General features: G+C 60.8%; 18 protein-coding genes. 5 read left to right on the plus strand and 13 right to left on the minus strand.

All coding sequences use genetic code 11. The features are described from left to right. Window positions 1-63: 63 nt before the first annotated feature. Window positions 64-2,451 carry a transglycosylase domain-containing protein gene (locus BMY67_RS03540; RefSeq protein WP_245744860.1) on the plus strand — a complete coding sequence of 796 codons (2,388 nt, stop codon included), beginning with the start codon at window positions 64-66 and terminating at the stop codon, window positions 2,449-2,451. Window positions 2,452-2,701: 250 nt separating this feature from the next. Here BMY67_RS03540 and BMY67_RS03545 read toward each other — a convergent pair whose 3' ends face one another. From BMY67_RS03545 to BMY67_RS03560, 4 genes are all read right to left on the minus strand, one after another. Next, the gene (locus tag BMY67_RS03545) at window positions 2,702-3,895 is read right to left on the minus strand and encodes a hypothetical protein (RefSeq protein ID WP_177189670.1); all 1,194 of its coding nucleotides are present in this window, start codon (window positions 3,893-3,895) and stop codon (window positions 2,702-2,704) included. Window positions 3,896-3,931: 36 nt separating this feature from the next. Beyond that, window positions 3,932-4,846, minus strand: coding sequence for a TIGR01777 family oxidoreductase (locus tag BMY67_RS03550; protein WP_092768322.1), 915 nt, complete (start codon window positions 4,844-4,846; stop codon window positions 3,932-3,934). Between the two features lie 325 nt (window positions 4,847-5,171). Further along, complete coding sequence (gene folE / locus BMY67_RS03555; RefSeq protein ID WP_245744861.1) at window positions 5,172-5,849, minus strand: GTP cyclohydrolase I FolE; 678 nt, start codon at window positions 5,847-5,849, stop codon at window positions 5,172-5,174. Next, the gene (locus tag BMY67_RS03560) at window positions 5,842-6,249 is read right to left on the minus strand and encodes a 6-pyruvoyl trahydropterin synthase family protein (RefSeq protein WP_092768324.1); all 408 of its coding nucleotides are present in this window, start codon (window positions 6,247-6,249) and stop codon (window positions 5,842-5,844) included. The genes folE and BMY67_RS03560 overlap by 8 nt, the downstream gene beginning before the upstream one ends. 238 nt (window positions 6,250-6,487) lie before the next feature. On the opposite strand from BMY67_RS03560, the gene BMY67_RS03565 reads away from it, so the two are divergent. Further along, the gene (locus BMY67_RS03565) at window positions 6,488-7,198 is read left to right on the plus strand and encodes a hypothetical protein (protein ID WP_092768326.1); all 711 of its coding nucleotides are present in this window, start codon (window positions 6,488-6,490) and stop codon (window positions 7,196-7,198) included. 128 nt (window positions 7,199-7,326) lie between these two features. On the opposite strand, the gene BMY67_RS03570 is transcribed toward BMY67_RS03565, so the two are convergent. Then, on the minus strand, window positions 7,327-7,911 hold the full coding sequence (locus tag BMY67_RS03570) for an inorganic diphosphatase (protein ID WP_092768328.1): 585 nt from the start codon (window positions 7,909-7,911) through the stop codon (window positions 7,327-7,329). A gap of 158 nt (window positions 7,912-8,069) precedes the next feature. On the opposite strand from BMY67_RS03570, the gene BMY67_RS03575 reads away from it, so the two are divergent. Then, window positions 8,070-8,495, plus strand: coding sequence for a hypothetical protein (locus BMY67_RS03575; protein ID WP_092768330.1), 426 nt, complete (start codon window positions 8,070-8,072; stop codon window positions 8,493-8,495). Window positions 8,496-8,607: 112 nt separating this feature from the next. Here the strand turns inward: BMY67_RS03575 and rplS are convergent, their stop codons facing one another. The 8 genes from rplS to BMY67_RS03615 form a co-directional block, all read right to left on the minus strand. Next, window positions 8,608-8,988 (minus strand): 50S ribosomal protein L19, encoded by a 381-nt coding sequence (gene rplS, locus BMY67_RS03580; RefSeq protein ID WP_092768332.1) that lies wholly within the window; start codon window positions 8,986-8,988, stop codon window positions 8,608-8,610. 137 nt (window positions 8,989-9,125) lie between these two features. Then, a complete protein-coding gene (gene trmD, locus BMY67_RS03585; protein ID WP_092768334.1) occupies window positions 9,126-9,800 on the minus strand; it encodes a tRNA (guanosine(37)-N1)-methyltransferase TrmD in 675 nt (224 codons plus the stop codon). Between the two features lie 13 nt (window positions 9,801-9,813). Next, window positions 9,814-10,401, minus strand: coding sequence for a ribosome maturation factor RimM (gene rimM, locus BMY67_RS03590; RefSeq protein WP_092768336.1), 588 nt, complete (start codon window positions 10,399-10,401; stop codon window positions 9,814-9,816). A gap of 96 nt (window positions 10,402-10,497) precedes the next feature. Then, window positions 10,498-11,073: a 30S ribosomal protein S16 gene (locus BMY67_RS03595; RefSeq protein ID WP_092768338.1), complete on the minus strand. Its 576-nt coding sequence runs from the start codon at window positions 11,071-11,073 to the stop codon at window positions 10,498-10,500. A gap of 265 nt (window positions 11,074-11,338) precedes the next feature. Continuing rightward, on the minus strand, window positions 11,339-12,094 hold the full coding sequence (locus tag BMY67_RS03600) for an acyl-CoA desaturase (RefSeq protein WP_092768340.1): 756 nt from the start codon (window positions 12,092-12,094) through the stop codon (window positions 11,339-11,341). Window positions 12,095-12,456: 362 nt separating this feature from the next. Further along, complete coding sequence (locus BMY67_RS03605; protein ID WP_092768342.1) at window positions 12,457-13,164, minus strand: RluA family pseudouridine synthase; 708 nt, start codon at window positions 13,162-13,164, stop codon at window positions 12,457-12,459. A gap of 114 nt (window positions 13,165-13,278) precedes the next feature. Then, window positions 13,279-14,094 (minus strand): 3-methyl-2-oxobutanoate hydroxymethyltransferase, encoded by an 816-nt coding sequence (panB, locus tag BMY67_RS03610; protein ID WP_092768344.1) that lies wholly within the window; start codon window positions 14,092-14,094, stop codon window positions 13,279-13,281. 204 nt (window positions 14,095-14,298) lie between these two features. Beyond that, window positions 14,299-17,199: a putative LPS assembly protein LptD gene (locus BMY67_RS03615; RefSeq protein WP_092768346.1), complete on the minus strand. Its 2,901-nt coding sequence runs from the start codon at window positions 17,197-17,199 to the stop codon at window positions 14,299-14,301. Between the two features lie 136 nt (window positions 17,200-17,335). Here BMY67_RS03615 and BMY67_RS03620 point away from each other — a divergent pair, with 136 nt between their 5' ends. Next, the gene (locus tag BMY67_RS03620) at window positions 17,336-18,148 is read left to right on the plus strand and encodes an N-acetylmuramoyl-L-alanine amidase family protein (protein ID WP_394333349.1); all 813 of its coding nucleotides are present in this window, start codon (window positions 17,336-17,338) and stop codon (window positions 18,146-18,148) included. A gap of 61 nt (window positions 18,149-18,209) precedes the next feature. Next, entirely contained in the window at window positions 18,210-19,214 is a 1,005-nt protein-coding gene (locus BMY67_RS03625) for an MlaD family protein (RefSeq protein WP_092768348.1), read from the plus strand. Window positions 19,215-19,271 lie beyond the last annotated feature (57 nt).

The following is a 19,271-nucleotide window of genomic DNA, read 5'->3' on the forward strand; positions in this document are numbered from 1 at the left end:
AACTGGTATATTTGCACTCCCGCGGCCGGCTTGTCCGGCGCGGCCTGCTACTCCGCGCCCTGCATGTCCGCTCCTAAAGCTCCGAAACCAACTGATTCTGCCGCTGCTGCCCGGCCCGTGCGCCGCTGGCCCAACCGGGTTTCCCGGCTGCTGTGGGCCGGTTTTGTGGTGGGTGTGGGCGTGTTTCTGCTCTACCCCATTCTGGTGAGCATGAACTTTATGTACCTGTTTGGCAAGTCGCCGAGTTTGGAGGAGCTGGAGAGCCCGCGCGTCGAGCAGCCCTCGCAGGTGTTCACGGCCGACGGGGTGCTGCTGGGCCGCTACTTCCGCGAAAACCGCAGCCCGGTGCCGCTCAGCAAAATGTCGCCCTGGCTGATAAAGGCGTTGGTGGCCACCGAGGACGTGCGTTTCGAGGAGCATTCGGGTATTGATGCCATTGCCATTGCCCGGGCCGTGGCGGGCGTGGCCACCGGCGGCAGCGGGGGCGGGGGCTCCACCATCACCCAGCAGCTGGCCAAAAACCTCTACAAAACCCGCCGCAAGGAAAACACCGGGGCCCTGGGCCGGGTGCCGCTCGTGGGCACCATCATCAGCAAAACCAAGGAGTGGCTGACGGCCGTGGAGCTGGAGCGCCGCTACACCAAAAACGAAATCCTGGCCCTGTACTTCAACACCGTCGAGTACGGCTCGCAGGCCTACGGGGTGAAAGTGGCCGCTAAAACGTTCTACAGCACCTCGCCCGACTCGCTCACCGTCGAGCAGGCGGCCATGCTGGTGGGCATGCTCAATAACCCCACCGCCTTCAACCCCCAGTTCCACCCCGAAGCCGCCAAGCGCCGCCGCGACCTGGTACTCACCCGCATGGGCCAGGCCGGCGTACTCACGGCCGCTCAGGTGGCCGCTCAGCAGGCCACGCCCATTGTGCTGCAATACCAGGTAGAAAAGCACGTCGACGGCCCCGAAACCTACTACCGCAGCGCCATCAGCCAGAAAGCCAACGAGTGGTGCAAGGCCAACGGCTACGACCTGTACCGCGACGGCCTGAAGGTGTACACCACCATCGACTCGCGCATGCAGGGCTACGCCGAGGAGGCCGTGGACAAGAAGATGAAGAGCCTGCAACGCACCTTCGACAACTTCTGGCGCAACCGCGGCACCGACCCCTGGGTGGACGAGGACGGCAACGTCATCCCCAACTTCATCGAAACCCAGATGAAGCGCACCCAGCAGTACAAGCGCCTGGCCGCCCAGTACAAGGGCCAGCCCCAGCGCCTCGATTCGGCCCTGCACGCCAAGCGCCCCATGAAGGTGTTCACCTGGAAAGGCGACCGGGACACCACGCTCATGCTTTCGCCCCTCGACTCGCTGGCCTACTACAAGCACTTTCTGCACGCCGGTCTGATGACCATGGACCCCTTCACGGGCCAGATCAAGGCCTGGGTGGGCGGCATCGACTACCGCTTTTTCCAGTACGACCATGTGAAGCAGGGCAAGCGCCAGGCCGGCTCCACCTTCAAGCCCTTCGTCTACCTGACGGCCCTCGACAACGGCTACGCCCCCTGCGACCGAATCCGGGATGAGCGCGTGACCATCAAGTACGTGGAAAACGGCAAGCCCATGGAGTGGAAGCCCGACAACGTAACCCGCGAGTATACCGGCATGAACATGACGCTGCGCTACGCTATGGCCCGCTCGGTAAACTCCGTCACGGCCCAGCTCACCGAGAAAGTCGGCTGGGACAACGTGGCCAAGTACGCCCACAAAGTCGGTATCAAAAGCAAGCTGCTCGGCGTGCCCAGCATCGGCCTGGGTTCGGGTGGCGACGTGAGCGTGTACGAGATGGTGAATGCCTACAGCACCTTCGTCAACCAGGGTTTCCGGCCCGAGCCCATGCTCATCACCCGCATCGAAGACCAGAACGGCAACGTGCTGGTGCAGTTCGACCCCCGCCAGAAGCGCGTAATTCCGGCCGAAACGGCTTGGTTGATGACTTACATGCTGCGCGGCGGCATGGAGGAGCCCGGCGGCACCTCCCAGGCCCTCTGGGACTACGAGCTCTGGAAAAAGAACAACCAGATTGGCGGCAAAACCGGCACCACCAGCAATTACTCCGACGGCTGGTACATGGGCATCACCCGCGACCTGGTAACCGGCGTGTGGGTGGGCGGCGAAGACCGCAGCATCCACTTCGTGGGCTCGCAGCAGGGCGAGGGCGGCCGCACGGCCCTGCCCATCTTCGGCACCTACATGGAAAAGCTCTATAAAGACCCCGACCTGGACATCCGCATGGGCCCCTTCCCCCAACCCACCGTCAAAATCAACAAAAAGTACAACTGCGTTACGGCCGAACCCCGCCGCCGTCCCGAACCCGTCGACAGCCTCATCGTCGATGATCTACTGGAGCGCATCAACCAGGGCGCCATCGCCATTCCCGACAGCCTGAAGCTGTAACAGCGGGCTGTAGAGACGCGCCCCTTCGCGTCTCGGCGTTGCTGAGGTTGCTGAGGTTGTTGCCGTAGGGCCGTTCAGAGCCGGGCCGTTCAACGCTGAGACGCGAAGGGTCGCGTCTCTACAGCCCGCTGTTACCCTCCAGATACGTTTCCACATCACCTGGATGCCTTTCGATGCCCTCCGGATGCGTCTCCACATGCTCCGGATCCGTTTCCAGGGCTTTCGGATGTCTGCGTGGACAACTCCAGTATCAGCGGCGGCGCCGGGGCTGGAGAGCTGCCCCGGCGGCTAGCAGAACAGCTGCGGCCACGGCCGACAGCAGCTGAAACGAGCCACGCCAGCCCGCCGCGCCCCGGATTTCGTGGGTGGCTTCTATGGAATTGGCCCAGGCAATAAAGGCGTCGGCAATGGGCAACTGCCCGAACAGGTAGCGCTTGCCCGCGGAGGTCGTGAAGGCGGCCCCGAAGCCTTCGATGCTGTTGCGCAAACCCACGGCCGTGGTAGTATCGGCGTAGCGCTGCATGGTGCGGCGGCCCACCAGCGAGGCCGCCCCGCCCACGTCCCAAATCACCGGGCCCGAGTCGATGTCATCGGCCGGGGGCGCCCCGTGGGCCGCTTCGCGGATGCCCGGCAAACCCAGGCGGCTGGTGAGGAAGCTGCGGCGGTAAAGCTGGAATTGCTGCCGGGCGAAAGTTGGGTCTATTTCCAGCAGAAAGTTGAGCAGTTGGCTTTGCGACGAGCCCCGGGCGTCCTCCCTGCTGCGGCCGCTGCCAGCCGCCGCGCGGTGCGGAATCAGCCCCCGCGCGTCGAGCCGGCCCTTTACCTGGCTTACCCACTGCCACAGCAAAGGCTGGTAGCGGGCCGGATACAGCCGGTCGTGCCAGGCCAGCGCGGCCACGCCCATCACGCCATCGGCGGGCCAGGCCGCGCCAGAATATGATTCGAGGTAGGGCGAGGGGCTGGCTTGCAGCGCCCGGGCAATGAGGGCGCACTGCCGCCGGAACCGGCCCACGTCGGCCGTGTCGCGAAGGGCGGCGGGTTGGGCGGCTAGGTAGCGCCCCAGCACGTAGGCCGACCAGCCCTGGTAGAAGGCGCCATTTGGCAAAGGCAAATCGGGGTTGACAAACTGCGCGTAGCCGTTGGGCGACTGAATCTCGCGCACCGCCCACCGGGTTTCCGCCAGTCCTTCCTGGTACAGCGGGCTTTGCGGGGGCAGATGCGGCAGCAGCTCCGCCCACGCCAGCGCATACAGGGCGTTCAGGTACACAAAGCCCTCGGGGTAGAGGTCCTGCATCTGCTGGCCGGCGCCGTGGTGCATAGGCCCGCGCAGAAACCGCAGCTGGGCCACTACATCCTGGTTGATGGCGTAGCCGGCCGCCGGGGTGAAATCGGGGCGGTAATACAGGCGGGCGTTCAGGTAGCCGATGAGCAGCAACGGCAGCAAAAGCACTCCTTGCAGGAACCGCCGCATCGTCCCGGCCTACTGCTCGTCGCCGTAGAACGACTCCAGGGCCGGTTTCAGGGTCGGGTACTCGAATTTGAAGCCCAGGCCCAGCACCCGCTCGGCACTCACCCGCTGCGAGGCCAGCACGATTTCGCTCATCTCGCCCATCATTAGCTTCAGGCCGAACTCGGGCACCTTGGGCAGCACCAGCGGGCGGTGCAGCACGTCGGCCAGGGTTTCGGTAAACTCCTTGTTGGTAACCGGGTTGGGCGCCACGGCATTGTACACGCCGCGCCACTGCTCATCTTCAATGGCCCGGATGAAGAGCCGGCACAGGTCGTCGAGGTGAATCCAGGACATGTACTGCTTGCCCGAGCCCAGCGGCGCGCCGGCCATCAGCTTCACGGTGCGGGCCAGCGGCACCAGCGCCCCGCCCTCGGGGCTGAGCACAATGCCGATGCGCAGAATGGCCGTACGGATACCGTCCTGCTCCACGTACTCGGCCGCTTCTTCCCACTGCCGGCACACGACAGCCAGAAAGTCGTCGGTGGCCGGCGGCGTTTCGGCCGTCAGCAGCTTGTCGCCCTGGTCGCCATAAATGCCAATGGCCGAGGCCGATACGAAGCCGCGCACGTGGTGGCCGCCCTTACGTAGCTCCTGGGCCAGCAGCTGCGTGCCCGCCACCCGGCTCGACAGAATCTGCTGCTTGCGCTCGGCCGTCCACTTGCCATCCGACACGCTGCTGCCGGCCAGGTTCACAATAAAGTCGGCGTAGGGCACGGCCGCCGGGTCGATGGTGCCGGCCAGCGGGTCCCAGCGGAAGCTGAAGTAGCGGTTGTCGCCGGGCGTGCGGCTGAGCAGCGCCACCTCGTAGCCGCCGTCAATCAGCATTTCGGCCAGCCGCGTGCCAATCATGCCGGTGCCCCCCGTAATCAGAACCTTACGCGACATATTTCTTGGGCTGTTAGCTGACAGCTATTAGCTGTTAGCTCATGTTCTTGAATAAAAGATGCAATTCGGCCCGCAAGCTACTACGGACTTTCCGTACCATCAGCTAACAGCTAACAGCTAACAGCTAACAGCTAACAGCTAACAGCTAACAGCTAACAGCTAACAGCTAACAGAACTGACAGGCTAATTTGGTGTACAGAACGTCATTCAGAGCGGAGCGAAGAATCTCGCTCGAACAGACGTTGGACGAATTCAGGCGAGATTCTTCGCTGCGCTCTGAATGACGTTCCGCATACCAATTTATCTTGTCAATTCAGCTAACAGCTCACTTGCCAATCAGGCGCAGGAACTCCTGGCGCAGGGTGGCGTCTTGGCCGAAGGCGCCGCCGTACTCGGCCGTGAGGGTGCTGCTGCTCGTGTCGTTCACGCCGCGGCTCATCACGCACAGGTGGTCGGCCTCGATGAGTACGGCCACGTCGTCGGTGCCCAGGCTGCGCTTGAGCTCCTCGGCAATCTGGCGCGTGAGGCGCTCCTGCACCTGGGGCCGGCGGGCGAAATACTGCACCACCCGGTTGAGCTTGCTCAGGCCCACCACGTGCTCTCCGGGCAGATAGGCCACGTGCGCCTTGCCGATAATGGGCACGAAATGGTGCTCGCAGCACGAAAACAGCGTGATGTCGCGCTCCACCAGCATCTGCTGGTACTGGTAGCGGTTCTCGAACAGGCGCACCTCGGGGTGGTAGGCCGGGTTGAGGCCCCGGAACCACTCCTGCACGTACATCTTGGCCACCCGCCGGGGCGTACCGGCCAGGCTGTCGTCGGTCAGGTCGAGGCCCAGCACCTGCATTATCTCGCGGAAATGGCCCGCAATGGCCTCAATCTTGGCTTCCTCACTTTGCTCGAAGGCATCGGGGCGCAGGGGGGTGCGCAGGTCGGGCGGAAGTTGGGCGTCGGCGGCGGCGGCAGGGCTGCCGGCCACGGCCGACAGGGGCAGGTTATCCATGGTATTCTACAAAATTGCGCTCCGTCTCGTACAGCGTGACCGACAAAGCCAGGTTATCGGCCAAATGAGGCCGTAGCCGGTTCCAGCTCACTACCGCAATATTTTCGGCCGTGGGATTGAGGTGCTGGAAATCGGCCACATCCAGGTTCAGATTCCGATGGTCAAAGGTATCGAGAATCTCGCGTTTGATGAGGTCGCTCAGCTTCTTCATGTCGTACACGTAGCCGGTTTCCGGGTCGATTTCCCCCGTCAGGCGCACAATGAGCTGGTAGTTGTGGCCGTGGTAATTGGCATTGTTGCACTTGTCGAACACCTCCTGGTTGCGCTCGTCGGACCAGGCGGGATTGTGCAGGCGGTGAGCGGCATTGAAGTGCTCCTGGCGGCAGATGGTTATGGGCATAGTGAGCAGGCAACCTCTCCCGCGGCCCTTTTGTTCAGGCCCCCCAGCCCGGAAATGAGTTTATCATATAAGTAAGTTAATATATAAAGTTTCCCCTAAAAGTCTAGTTTCCCGAAAAAAAACAATCGGTAGTGTAGCAACATGCAGGTAGGGTGGTTAAATTTGGTCAGTCGGAAAGCTATTATCCGGCCGTACCCCTGTTGCGCAAGCTTTTCTTTTTCAATCAATTGTTCTCCTTATGAAACGAAGCATACTTTTTCCGCTGCTGCTGGTGCTGGTATCGTCGGTAACCGGCTTCGCACAGAGTGCCCAGGTTGACGAAACCGAAATGGCCATTAAAGGTATTCCCCGCAAAGGCCAGCGGGTTTCCATGCAGCTCGACAGCAAAAGGGTAGAGGAATCGTGGAAGAAACAGCTCGACGAGCAGTTTGGCAACAAAGTGAAGTCCGATAAGGGCATCTACACGATGGATCAGGTCGTGATTGATGCTATTTCCAAAACACCGTTGCGCGTTATCAGCAAGGTCGATGCCGTGCCCACGGGTACCACCATCTGGTGGTCGATTGACCTGGGCAACGCCTACCTGAGCAAGGACGCTACGCCCGTGCAGTGGAAATCGGCCGAGGGTTACCTGAAGGATTTCTCCCTGAAGCTCTACCGCGAAGACATGGCCGTGCAGGTTATGGCCGCCGAAAAGTCGCTGCAGCAGGCGCAGGACCAGCACCTGGCCGTTATCAACAAAGCCGATGCCTACAAGAAGGACATCGACAGAAACAAGCAGAAGAAAATTGAGATTCAGCAGCAGCTGGCCCAGAACGCGGCCGAGTTGCAGCAGCTCAACAACCAGGTTGATATGAACCTCAAGGAGCAGGAAGGTGCCCGCGCCGACATCGTGAACATGCGCGTTGCGTTGGAAGCCGTAAAAGACCGTCTCAGCAAAATCCAGTAGGCCACTGGGCCCGGCAGCCGCTATGGTGGCACCCGGCAGACCAGTTAAACAGTAGCAAGCGCCCCGTCGGTACTACCGGCGGGGCGCTTTTTTAGGCTTCAACAGCTGCTGTAAGCTTACGGCCGCCGTTACTGCATCCACTGCCGGACCAGCTGGCTGGCGGCCTTCTCGTCCTTCCAGCCCACGATGCGGGTATTGGGCGCGCGATTGCGAAACCAGAGCTCCAGGAACGGCCGCACGCCGGGGTAGGCCTGCCTGAGGCTGGTCCAATCGGTGGCCTGGGGCAGGATGCGCTGGCTGGGCCGGGCCGGCACAACTACCACCAGCGGGCGAAGCAGGCCGTTTATATCGAGCGTGAGCAGGGCGATGGGTAGTACTTCGAGCACGGTGCCGGCGGGCTGGCTTTCGGCCAGCAGCAGGGCCGGCAGCGGCTGTCCCGGCTGGCCCTGGGCCGCCTCGGGCGGGCGGGTGCCGGGCACGAAGCCCAGGTTGCCGGGCGCCGGCAGAAACTCAACAATAGCTGCCAGCCCCGCCAGCCGCCGCGGCTCAAACGCATCGGTGGCAGGATTGTAGCGCTGCTCGTGGTTGGTGCCGGCCGGCGTTTCGACTACCACCTGCAGCAACTTGCGCTCGGCCGAAAAAGTGGGCAAATCGGCGTAGCGCGGGCCGCAGCCGGCCAGCAGCAGACAGAAAAGGTAGAGGCGTTGGCGCATGGCATAAAAGAAACCAGCTACTACCCGATCAATGGGAGGCAGCCTAGCGAAAGTAGCGTATCGGTTCCGAAAGTACTTATAACCTTTAGCGAAAGGGCCGCGTTTGCCAAGAACACACTCTCCAACCGGCTGCTCTGGCGGCCTCAATTACCTTTCGCATGGCCTTCCATAAGATTCCAAAAGACGATACCCAGCACCAGGTTCACCTCGATGGCGCTATTAACCTGCTCGGCAACAACCTACAGGACGAAGCTGAGCGTGCCGGCCTCGACAACCACTTCCAGCGCTGGATTGAAGACCTCAAGGACGTCGATAACCCCCAGCTGCACCAGATTGTAGTGGACCTACAGGACCTGAAAGCCCACTTCGGCGGTGGCGCCGTCAATGAGGAAACCGTTACCCGCCTGCTGTCCCGTTTGGGCGCCAACACGGTAGCGGCTGCCGTATTTGCCGAAAACCCCAATACGGCCGAGCGCGTCACCAAACTTGGTGAAGCCCTGAGCGCCGCTGCTCAGCAGCTTGGTGGCAGCAACGAAAACACACCTGCCCAGGACCTGAAGAAGGACTCGGCCCAGAACAAGTAAGGTTCCATGTCATCCTGAGCCCGGCTTAGCATGGCAATGTGAATCGTTAGAACAGAAAAAGCCGGCTTTCCGCAAGGGAAGCCGGCTTTTTCTGTGCTGGAAGCAGCGCTACTTACGCGGCCACTACTTTGGGGGCGTTCAAACGACGCTCCTTGATACGAGCTGCTTTGCCCGATAGGCCACGCAGGTAGTACAAACGGGCGCGACGCACCTTACCACGACGGATAACTTCGATCTTCTCGATGTTGGGCGAGAGCAGCGGGAAAATCCGCTCGGTACCAATCTGGTTCGAGATTTTACGCACGGTGAAGGTTTCGCCGTTGGTGCTGGTGTTCTTGCGCTGAAGCACAACGCCCTGGAACTGCTGCACGCGCTCCTTGTTGCCCTCGCGGATTTTCACGTGGACGTTGATGGTGTCGCCGGCGGCAAAACGGGGGAAGCTGGCGCGGCGCTCCTGGGACTCTTGCTCAATAAAATCGAGTAGTACGCTCATGGCTGAAAAAACTGTAAAGGACGGTCGCGCCGCCCCGGGGTTTCTGGTAAAGAGGCGCAAATATAGCGCTCTGTTTTTAGATTGTGAAATGGTGAGGTGGTGAAACGCTGACAGTTGCCGACGCTTTCCTTCACTCACTATTCCAATAAGTCGGGCCGGCGCTGTTGGGTGCGGGCCAAAGCTTGTTCGTGGCGCCAGACGTCGATTTTCGGAGTGTTGCCCGAAAGCAGAATCTCTGGTACCGGTTGGCCCCGCCATTCGGCGGGCCGGGTGTAAATGGGCGGCGAGAGCAGGTTATCCTGAAACGAGTCGCTCAGGGCCGATTCTTCGTTGCCCAGCACGCCGGGCAACAGCCGCACCACGGCATCAACCAACACCGCCGCGCCCAGCTCACCCCCGCTCAGTACGTAGTCGCCTACGCTGATTTCGTGGGTGATATAGGCCTGCCGAATCCGCTCATCGACGCCCTTGTAATGCCCGCACAGCAACAACAGGTTGCCACTGAGCGACAGACGGTTGACCAGCGGCTGGCGCAGGGTTTCGCCGTCGGGCGTGAGGTAGATGATGGCATCGTACGGGCGTTCGGCCAGCAGTTCGTCGAAACAAGCGGCAATCGGCTCCACGCGCAGCACCATGCCCGCCCCGCCCCCAAACACGTAATCGTCAATCTGGCCGTGCTTGTTGATGGCGTAGCGGCGCAAATCGTGCAGATGAACTTCGGCCAGCCCTTTTTCCTGGGCGCGCTTCACAATGGAATGCGCAAAGGGGCTGACCAGCAAATCCGGCTGGCACGTGACGATGTCAATCCGCATAAGGGCTGAACGGTTACGCGGCCGGCTCGTCGTCGTCTGATTCCTGCTCGTCGTTGGGCGAGGAAGGGCTCAGGTACACGTCGAGCAAACCGTCGGGCAGCTTCACCAGCAGGCGGCGGGCCGCCTGGTCGGCGCGCAGCACCAGCTCATCCACCACCGGAATCAGGACTTCCTGGCCCTGGTAGCGCATGCCCAGCACGTCCTGCCGGGGCAGTTCGTAGAAGGCCTCCACCGTGCCCAGCTCGCCCAGCACCTCATCCACCACCGTGTAGCCAACCACATCGTGGAAGTAAAACTGGTCGTCGGAAAGGGTGGGCAGCTCGGCCAGCGGGCGCCACAGCTTGGCGTTGCGCAGGGGCTCGGCGTCCTCAATCCGGTCGATGCCTTTCAGCTTGAACAAGACCTTGTTGTCGGTCTGGGGCTGAAATTTCTCGACTTCGTGAGCGACCAGCTTGCCGGGCGCGGCGGCCATTTCCAGCCAGACCGTTTGCAGCTTGCGGTAGTCGTTGAGGTCGTCCACGTCGAAGAAGGCCACCACAAACCCTTTCAGGCCGTGGGGCTTCCCGAGGGAGCCCAGCTGGTAGCAGTCGTCGATTTTCATGCGGATGGGGTGGAGCTTGGTGCGGCATGAATTGCGCAGTTGGAAAGCTGAAGGACCGTTACAGCGTCTTCGCTTTCCAACTGCTCAACTCCCAAACTATTCGGCGGCGGCTTCGGTGGTTTCCTCGGCTGGAGCAGCCGCTTCGGTGGTTTCGCCTTCGGCTTCAGCCGTAGCCTCCTCGGCTACGGGAGCCGGGGCGTTGGCGGCATCGATGGCGGCCTGCTTGGCGCGCTGAGCTTCCGAACGGGCTTCCTTCACCTTGGTTTCGGCGGCCAGACGCTGCTGACGAGCCTCATCCTTGGCGGTGCCCAGGGTGGTGCGCTTGCCTTCGATTTTGGCGTCCTTGTCTTCTTTCCAGGCCGTGTAGCGCTCATCGGCAGTTTCCTGCGAAATAGCGCCTTTGATAACACCCAGCTGCAGGTGCTTGCGGTAGAGCACGCCGCGGTACGAGAGCATGGCCCGTACGGTATCGGTGGGCTGGGCACCTTTCATGATCCAGTCGAACGCCTTGTCGCCATCGAAGTTGATGGTCGCGGGGTTGGTCTGGGGGTTATAGGTACCGATTTTCTCGATGAAGCGACCGTCACGCGGGGCGCGCGAGTCAGCAATAACGATGTCGAACATTGCGGCCTTCTTGCGGCCGCGGCGGGCGAGGCGGATTTTAACTGCCATAAACCGGTGGGGTTAAGCGACGCATCCCGTGCGTCTGGTTGAAAATGAGGTGCAAAGGTAATCACTGATTTATCGGATTACGTTGATTACGCTGATTAATTTAGCCGGAGTTGGCTTGCGGCCAAACCCAAGCCAATAAAAAAGGGTCTCTCCATGCGGAGAAACCCTTTTCACTACAATTCAGTAGCCAGCTAACAGCTAACAGCTAACAGCTAACAGCTAACAGCTAACAGCTAACAGCTAACAGCTAACAGCTAACAGCTAACTAAGCGGCCATCTGCACGTCTTCCTGCCACTTGCGCTTGATCTTCACCACTTTCACCTTGTCCAGCGCCCAGATGAAGGCGTAGGTGGGGTCGAGCTCCCACTTCTTCACGCCGAAGTTGACGCGCATGGGCAGCTTGTGGTGGTTGTTCTGGAACAGCTCGCCGAAGGCCAAAAAGTCGAAGGGCAGCGTGTTCTTGGAATGGTCGTGGTTGTCGAAGTTCTGGTAGCCGTACTTGTGGCCGCCCCAGTTCACGATGGCACCATGGATCGGGCCCATCAGAAAGTGCAGCGGCAACAGCAGGAACTGCCACCAGGCGGTAGCGAAGTTCACGTAGAACAGCACGTACATTGTGCCCCAGGCCAGGCGCGAATACCACTTGTCGCCCAGGTTCTCGATGAGGTCCCACTCGGGGTAGTCGCCCTCGAACCGCTCGGCGGCGGCGTAGTCGCGGTTAAGTACGGCGTTGTAGATGTTCTTGGTCTTCCACATCATCGTGAAAGCGTTCGACGAGTACAACGGCGAGTGCGGGTCCAGCTCGGTGTCGGAGTAGGCGTGGTGCATGCGGTGCAGCAGCGCGTAGGCCCGCGGCGACAAGAACGAGGAACCCTGGCAGATGTAGGTGAACAGGAAGAAGAACTTCTCCCAGAACTTGTTCATCGTAAACATCTTGTGCGCCGCGTAGCGGTGCAGGTAGAACGTTTGGGTGAACAGCGACAGGTAGTAGTGCGCGATGAAGAAAACGAGTATTGCCATGAAGAGGGCAGAAAAAGTGAGGGAGTCGGGGGGAGGGGCCGCCGGAGCGTACAGGCAGCAAAGCGCGGAAATGCTATATAAGTTCAGCAACCGTGGTGCAAAACTACGGCCACCCCTGCCCCCAGTGCAATTTCCCTGCCCAAAAGGCCATAATGTTGTTGGGAGCCGGTAGGGTTGGGAACCGAATACGTCGGAAAACCAGAACGTCATTCAGAGCGGAGCGAAGAATCTCGCGTGCCATGGTAACCCTTACGTCAGGAATTACTGTGGCACGCGAGATTATTCGCTTAGCTCAGAATGACGTTCCTTCAGCTAACAGCTAACAGCTAACAGCTAACAGCTAACAGCTAAACAGCTCAAAATTAATAATACGCCTCCGCCGCCTGCCAATGCGCTATGTCGGGCAACGGAGCCAAGATGCGCATGTCCTCTTTGGTAACGGGGTGCTTGAACTGCAACTCGCGGGCGTGCAGGGCGATGCTCACGTCGGGCAGCGGAGCCAGGAAACCGTACTTCACGTCGCCGACGATGGGCGTGCCCAGGCCGGTGCTCAGCTGCACCCGAATCTGGTGGGGGCGGCCCGTGATGGGGTTCACCTGCACCAGAAAGCGGTTGCCGGCCTCGCCCAGTACCCGGTAGTCGAGGTCCGACTTCTGGCCCTGCCCGTGGCGCTCCGAATACGCCTTCGTGACGTTGCGGATGGGGTCTTTCACCAGCCAGTGCGTGAGGTGGCCTTCGATGGGGGCGGGGCACTTGCCGGTAAGCGCCCAGTAGGTTTTGCTGATTTTGTTGTCGCGGAACAGCTCGTTCATGCGGCTCAGGGCCTTGCTGGTTTTGGCCAGCACCACCACGCCGCTCACGGGCCTATCGAGCCGGTGCACCACGCCGATGAAGGCCGCGCCGGGCTTCTTGTACTTGAAGCGCAGGTACTCCTCGGCCTTGTTGGACAGCGGCTCGTCGCCGGTGGCGTCGCCCTGCACGAGCAGGCCGGCGGGCTTGTTGATGATGAGCAGATGGTTGTCTTCGAACAGAATTTCCTTCTGCTCCGACCACAGGTTGGGACGGTTCACTTCGTGTTAATTATGAATTATGAGTTATGAATTGTGAATTCCGGCCAGGCGGGCAGCTACCAGCGTAGGGGCATCATTCAATTCATAATTCATAATTCAGCATTCATAATTCAACTAGTAGGCTTCGTCGGCGGTGGGGAAGTCGCGGGACTTTACGTCCTGGATGTAGCGCTGCACGGCGTCGTGCATGGCATCGCCGAGGTCGGCGTAGCGGCGCAAAAAGCGGGGCTTGAACTCCTTGGTGATGCCCAGCATATCGTGCACCACCAGCACCTGCCCATCCACGTCGGGGCCGGCGCCGATGCCGATGACGGGGATGGTAAGCTGCTCGGCTACGCGCTTGGCCAAGCCCGAGGGAATCTTCTCCAGCACCAGCGCGAAGCAGCCGATTTCCTGCAGCAGCAGCGCATCCTCGATGAGCTTCTGGGCCTCCACTTCCTCCTTGGCCCGCACCGAGTACGTGCCAAATTTATAAATACTTTGCGGAGTAAGCCCCAGATGGCCCATCACCGGAATGCCGGCCGTCAGAATGCGCGTGATGCTGTCCTTGATTTCGGCGCCGCCTTCGAGCTTGATACCGTGCCCGCCCGATTCCTTCATGATGCGGATGGCCGAGCGCAGCGCCTCCGACGAGTTGCCCTGGTAGGAGCCAAACGGCATATCGACCACCACGAAGGCGCGCTTCACGGCCCGCACCACGCTTTGGGCGTGGTAAATCATCTGGTCGAGGGTGATGGGCAACGTGGTTTCGTGGCCGGCCATCACGTTGGAGGCCGAGTCGCCGACGAGCAGCACGTCGATGCCGGCGCCGTCCAGAATCTGGGCCATCGAGAAGTCGTAGGCCGTGAGCATGGAGATTTTCTCGCCGCGCTCCTTCATGGCCAGCAGCTGGTGCGTGGTCACGAGTTTCACTTCCTTGTGTTGCGACATGGGGTAGGGCTTAGGAACTTAGAGGTTAGGTCTCAGACTTCGGTGGTTTAGCCCAGTCCTGTCGGGCGCGGGGCTTTCACTCACCACACCAGCACAGGTTCAGAATACTATGATTCAGCCCAAGCCTATGGATGACACAAAGCTGCGGCTTTTTTACAAAATCCGCGGTACCAAAGCCTAAGTCGCTGATTCCGGTGCCCTGTTTTACAGATTATTCAGGAAGGTGCGGTTGCGGCTCAGCTTGAGGCTTTGCAGCAGCGCCGACTTGGCGGCAATGGTCACGAAATAGCCACGGGCCGGGCCGAAGGGCGTCCAGGTGCCGTTGATTTGCCAGCAGTGCAGGTCCTTGGTCAGGTCGAGGCGGGTGTAGGCGGGCGTACGGTTGACGAAGTCGTAGTTGGTACCGAAGCCGAAGCGCAACGACTCCGTCAGCTTCACTGAACCGTTGAGGTTGAGCGAGGCGGCCGTGTAGGGCCCTTTGCGCACCCGTCCGGGCCGCGACGGCAAGGGACCCTGGTTGGTATAGGTGAGAGCAAACGCGGTATTCAGCTCCCAGGGAATCTCGAAGTTTACGTAATCCTCGTAGGGGTTGACGGGCGTAACAGCGCCAAGTTGCGGATCGTTGACGGGGGCCACGTCGCGCTTGATGGCCGACTTGCGGTTGCCCTGGCTGGGGTTGAACTGGTAGGCCAGGTTCATACTGGCCCCCGTCAGGCGCGCCAGCCGCACCTTCGACTGCTGCCACAGGTACTTGTCGCGCAGGCGCCCCAGCGAATCCTGCTGATAGGGGCTGAGCTGCCCGTTGATGTAGACCGTGAGCTTACGGGCTACTTCGGTATTGAACGAGACCGAAAGGGGGTCGAGGTTGAAGCCTCCCACTCGCTCAAAATCGTAGCCGCCCGAAAACGTGAGGTCCCGAATCAGGGCTACTTTAGTGAAGGGCGTCGTGCCGGTGGTGTCGTCGGAGTTGCGCACCTTCATTTCCACCGAGTTCTGCAGCTGGAACGAAAGCCGGTTGTTGGAGCTGTTGAGCGGGACGCCGTAAATGAAGTTGTTAAACTTCGGAAACGGCACGCCGTCTCCGTAAAGCGGGTTGGCAGAGTACAGCTGGCCGGTGGCGGGGTCGCGCAGGCCATCGAGCTGCAGGGTTTGGAACGCCTGCGCGCCCGGCAGGCTTTTGGGCGCGTAGCTGTAGCCGATGCTGGGTGTAACCTTGTGGCGCAGGGCCTGAATCTTGCGGTTGCCCTTACGAATGATGGTGCCGTAGAACGACGTGTTCAGGTTGAGGTTGGCCGAGCCCGTGGGCAGGCGGTTAAAGCTAACCACCGTATCGATGGCTACGGCCCGGGCCACGGAGTTGTATTTGTAGTCGAGATTCTTGAAATACCAGACCTCGTTGTAGGTGATGCCAGGGCTGATGTTGAGGTGGTTGAAGACGGTATAGCTGCCCAGCGTGATGTTGAAGTCGTGCTTCATGCCCGTCTGGGAGGTGCGCAGCAGCTGGCTTAGGTTGCCGAGCTTGATGGGCGTAATGTAAGGCTCGCGCGAGCCACCCACCAGCGGAATCGTGCCGTTGTTGAGCAGCCGGGCCGGTACATTGTTGGTGAGGCTGTTTCTGAACGTGAGGTTGTAGGAAAATGCCAGCTGCTCGTAGGCCTTGCGGGGGCGCAGCTTCAGAATATCATATACATATTGCCGGGCCACGCCCACACTCAGGTCGGGCAGGCTGGCCGTCATCGTGCCCAGCCGGGTGTCCTGGGTCTGGCTGAGTTGCAGCGAGTAGTTGATGGGCAGGTTGCGCAGCTGTTTGGAGTAGCTGATATTCGACTGGAAGGCCGCGCTCAGGTAGTTGCGCGTGTTGAACGTGGCACTGCGCTGGTACGAGCCATCGGCCGTTTGCAGGTTGACGCTGGCCGAAAACCGGCCGCCGCCCGGCCGGGGCACCGGCGTATGTCGCCAGCTAAGGGCAAACGAATTGGCCGATTTAGGCGGTTTATAAGCCGGGTTGGTGTTGGCGTCGGTGCTATTGAAAATCCGTTCAATAGGATTGTTATTAAAGCTGAACGTGAACAGGCCGTCGTACTTGTAGCGCGTGATGTACTGCATCTCGGCCGTGCCCCGCCAGCCCCCTAACCGGTCGCTGTTGCCGGCGTAAATGTCGCCCGTCAGGCGTACGCCAATATGGTCGTTGGCGGCCCAGTAGTAGCCGCCGTTGCGCAGGAAAAAGCCCCGGTCGGCGGCCTGCCCGAAAGTCGGGATGATGAGGCCCGAAGCCCGCTTGTTGGTTTTGGGCGTGGGGAAGTAGCCGAACAAAAAGCCCAGCGGCGTCGGAATATCGCCAATCACGAGGTTGAACGGCCCGGTGATGACCTGCTCGCCGGGGATGAGCTTCATCCTGGAAGCGTTGATGTAGAAGTGCGGGTGCTCGAGGTTGCAGGTGGTGTAGCTACCGTGCAGGCCGTTGATGTCGCCGTTGGGCTGGCGCTTGATTTTCTCGGCGTGGATGTAGCCTTCGCCCTGCTTGGTTACCACATCGGTAATGCGGCCGCGCTTGCTTTTGATGTTGTAGTCGATGCGGCCGGCCTGGTAGGTTTCGGCGCCCTGCGTGAACAGCGGCCGGTCCTGCACCTTGCCCGTCGAGTCGGCCGCGCCCTCAGCCGTTACCAGGTTGCGCTCATAATCGACCGTAATCAGGGCCGCTTTCAGGTTTACGTCGCCGTAGGTTACGTCGGCCTTGTCGTAGAGGATGGCGCGCTTGTTCTGCACCTCAAACCGGATGGAGTCCTGGGCCTTGTAGACCACGGTGGTTTCCACGGCGCCCTTGCGGCCGGTGGCCACGCCCAGCGAGTCGGGGGTGCCGCCCACCTGCAGGCCGGTAGTATCGGTGCGCACGCGGCCGTCGGGCTTGGGCGGGTTTACAATGGTGGGCAGCGGGCGCACATCGCCCGGCGCGTTGGTAGCGGGCGATACCCGGGTGCCGGGCGGGGGCGTAGGGTGGGGCACCTGCTGGGCCGGCAGCGGCTTCTGCCGGGTGGGTGCCGGCGTCTGCTGCGCCCGGGCCGGCACCGTCAGCAACCCCAGGCTCAGCAGCAGCGTAAGCACCACAACCGGCGCTGGCAGGTGCCCTAATAAGCGTGTTAAGAGATGAAACACAGGCGCGAATGGGGCCACGTAGTTATTTATCGTTTATTTTGTGGCGGTTTGCAAAGGTAGCCGGTAGCTACCTCAACTAACGAACTCCGTGCGGAATATTGTCGCTCTGGGCACGGCGGCCCTCCTTCTTTTCGCCGAATTCACGTCTCCCTTCACCCCGGCCCCGCGGTCGGCGGCTCCGGTGCCCGTGCGCTACAAGCTGCGCACCGTGGTGCTCGATGCGGGCCATGGTGGCAAAGACCGCGGCTGCGCCGGCGTTTCGGCCCGCGAAGCCGATGTGGCCCTGAAGCTGGTGCTGGCCCTGGGCAAGGAAATTGAGGGCAATATGCCCGATGTGAAAGTGGTGTACACCCGCAAAACCGACGTGTTCGTGGAGCTGGCCGACCGCGCCAACATCGCCAATAAGCACAACGCCGACCTGTTCATCTCCATCCACTGCAATGCCAGCGGCTCCTCGGCCCACGGCACCGAAGTTTGGACCATGGGCCCGCACAAAACCGACGCCAACTTGGCCGTGGCCAAGCGCGAAAACTCGGTTATTCTGCAAGAAGACAACTACAAGGAGCAGTACAACGGCTTCGATCCTACCTCGCCCCAGAGCCACATCCTGTTCAGCTTGTTCCAGAGCGCCTACATGGTCAACAGCCTGCGCTTTGCCCAGAAGGTCGACCGGCAGTTCCGCACCACGCTTAAGCGGCCCTCGCGGGGCGTGAAGCAGGCGGGTTTTCTGGTGCTCTGGAAATCGGCCATGCCCTCGGTGCTGATTGAGTCGGGCTTTCTGACCAACCGGCAGGAGGAGATCTATCTGAACGATAAAACCAATCAGGCGTATATGGCCTCGGGCATCTACCAGGCTTTCCGCGAATACAAGCAGGAGCTGGAAACCGGCTCGGGCGACTAAGCTGCCCGTGCAACTGCGGGCCCGCTTGCTGACTCTCTCCTCCATATAACTGTGACCTCCCGTGTCCAAAGAAATAAAAGTGGCCCTGCTGGGTATTGTGGCCGTAGGGCTGCTTATTTTTGGCTTCAACTTCCTGAAAGGCAGTAATATCCTGTCGTCGGACCGTACCTATTTTGCCAAATACGACAACGTGGACGGGCTGGCCATCGGCAACCCCGTGATTCTGAACGGCGTGAAGGTGGGCCAGGTAAAGCAAATGGAACTGCTGCCCGACGAGGCCAACCGCGTAAAAGTGGCCGTGGAACTCCAGAAGGGCATTGTGGTGGGCGACTCGACGGTGGCCAGCCTGAGCGGCTCGTTGCTGGGCTCGAAAACCATTACGCTGTTTCTGGGCCGCAACTCCAAGGTGTTTGATGGCGGCGAGGAGCTGAAGTCGTACACCGTGGCCAGCCTCACCGACGCCTTCCAGGCCAAGGCCCTGCCAGTGCTCGGCACCGTCGACTCGACGCTGACCAAGGTGAATGCCTTTTTGAGCAAGGATGCCCGCCTGAGCCTGCAGGCCACGCTGCTCAACAGCCAGGCCGCCACCGAGGGCCTCAAAAACCTGCTGCTGCTCAACCAGCGCAACATCAACCAGATTACCACCAACATGGCTACGCTGACAGCCGATTTGAACAAGACCAGCAAGAAGTTCGACCGCATTGCGTCCAACTTCGCGCAGCTCAGCGACTCGCTCAAGGACGCTCCCGTGGGCCCCGCCATGCGCAAGCTCAACAACACCATGACCGAGGCCCAGAGTGCCATCACCACTCTCAACCGCTCGCTCACCGATCAGCAGGGCTCGCTCGGCAAGCTGCTCAGCGACAGTACGCTCTACCGCAACCTCAACGCCACCGCGGCCAGCTCCAACGCACTGATTACCGACCTGCAGGCCAACCCCAAAAAATACGTGCATTTCTCGGTGTTCGGTGGTGGCAAGAAATCGAAGAAGGAAGTGGAAACCACCGTGACCAAGCCCAACGGCACGGTTATCGAAACCGAAGTGGAAACCAAAACCGTGAAGTAGCCCGGCCGGCTTCCGCCAATCTGCTTACCTTTGAAATCCGCCCCACCCAGGCGGATT

The sequence above is a fragment of the Hymenobacter actinosclerus genome (assembly GCF_900111515.1).
Lineage (GTDB): Bacteria > Bacteroidota > Bacteroidia > Cytophagales > Hymenobacteraceae > Hymenobacter > Hymenobacter actinosclerus.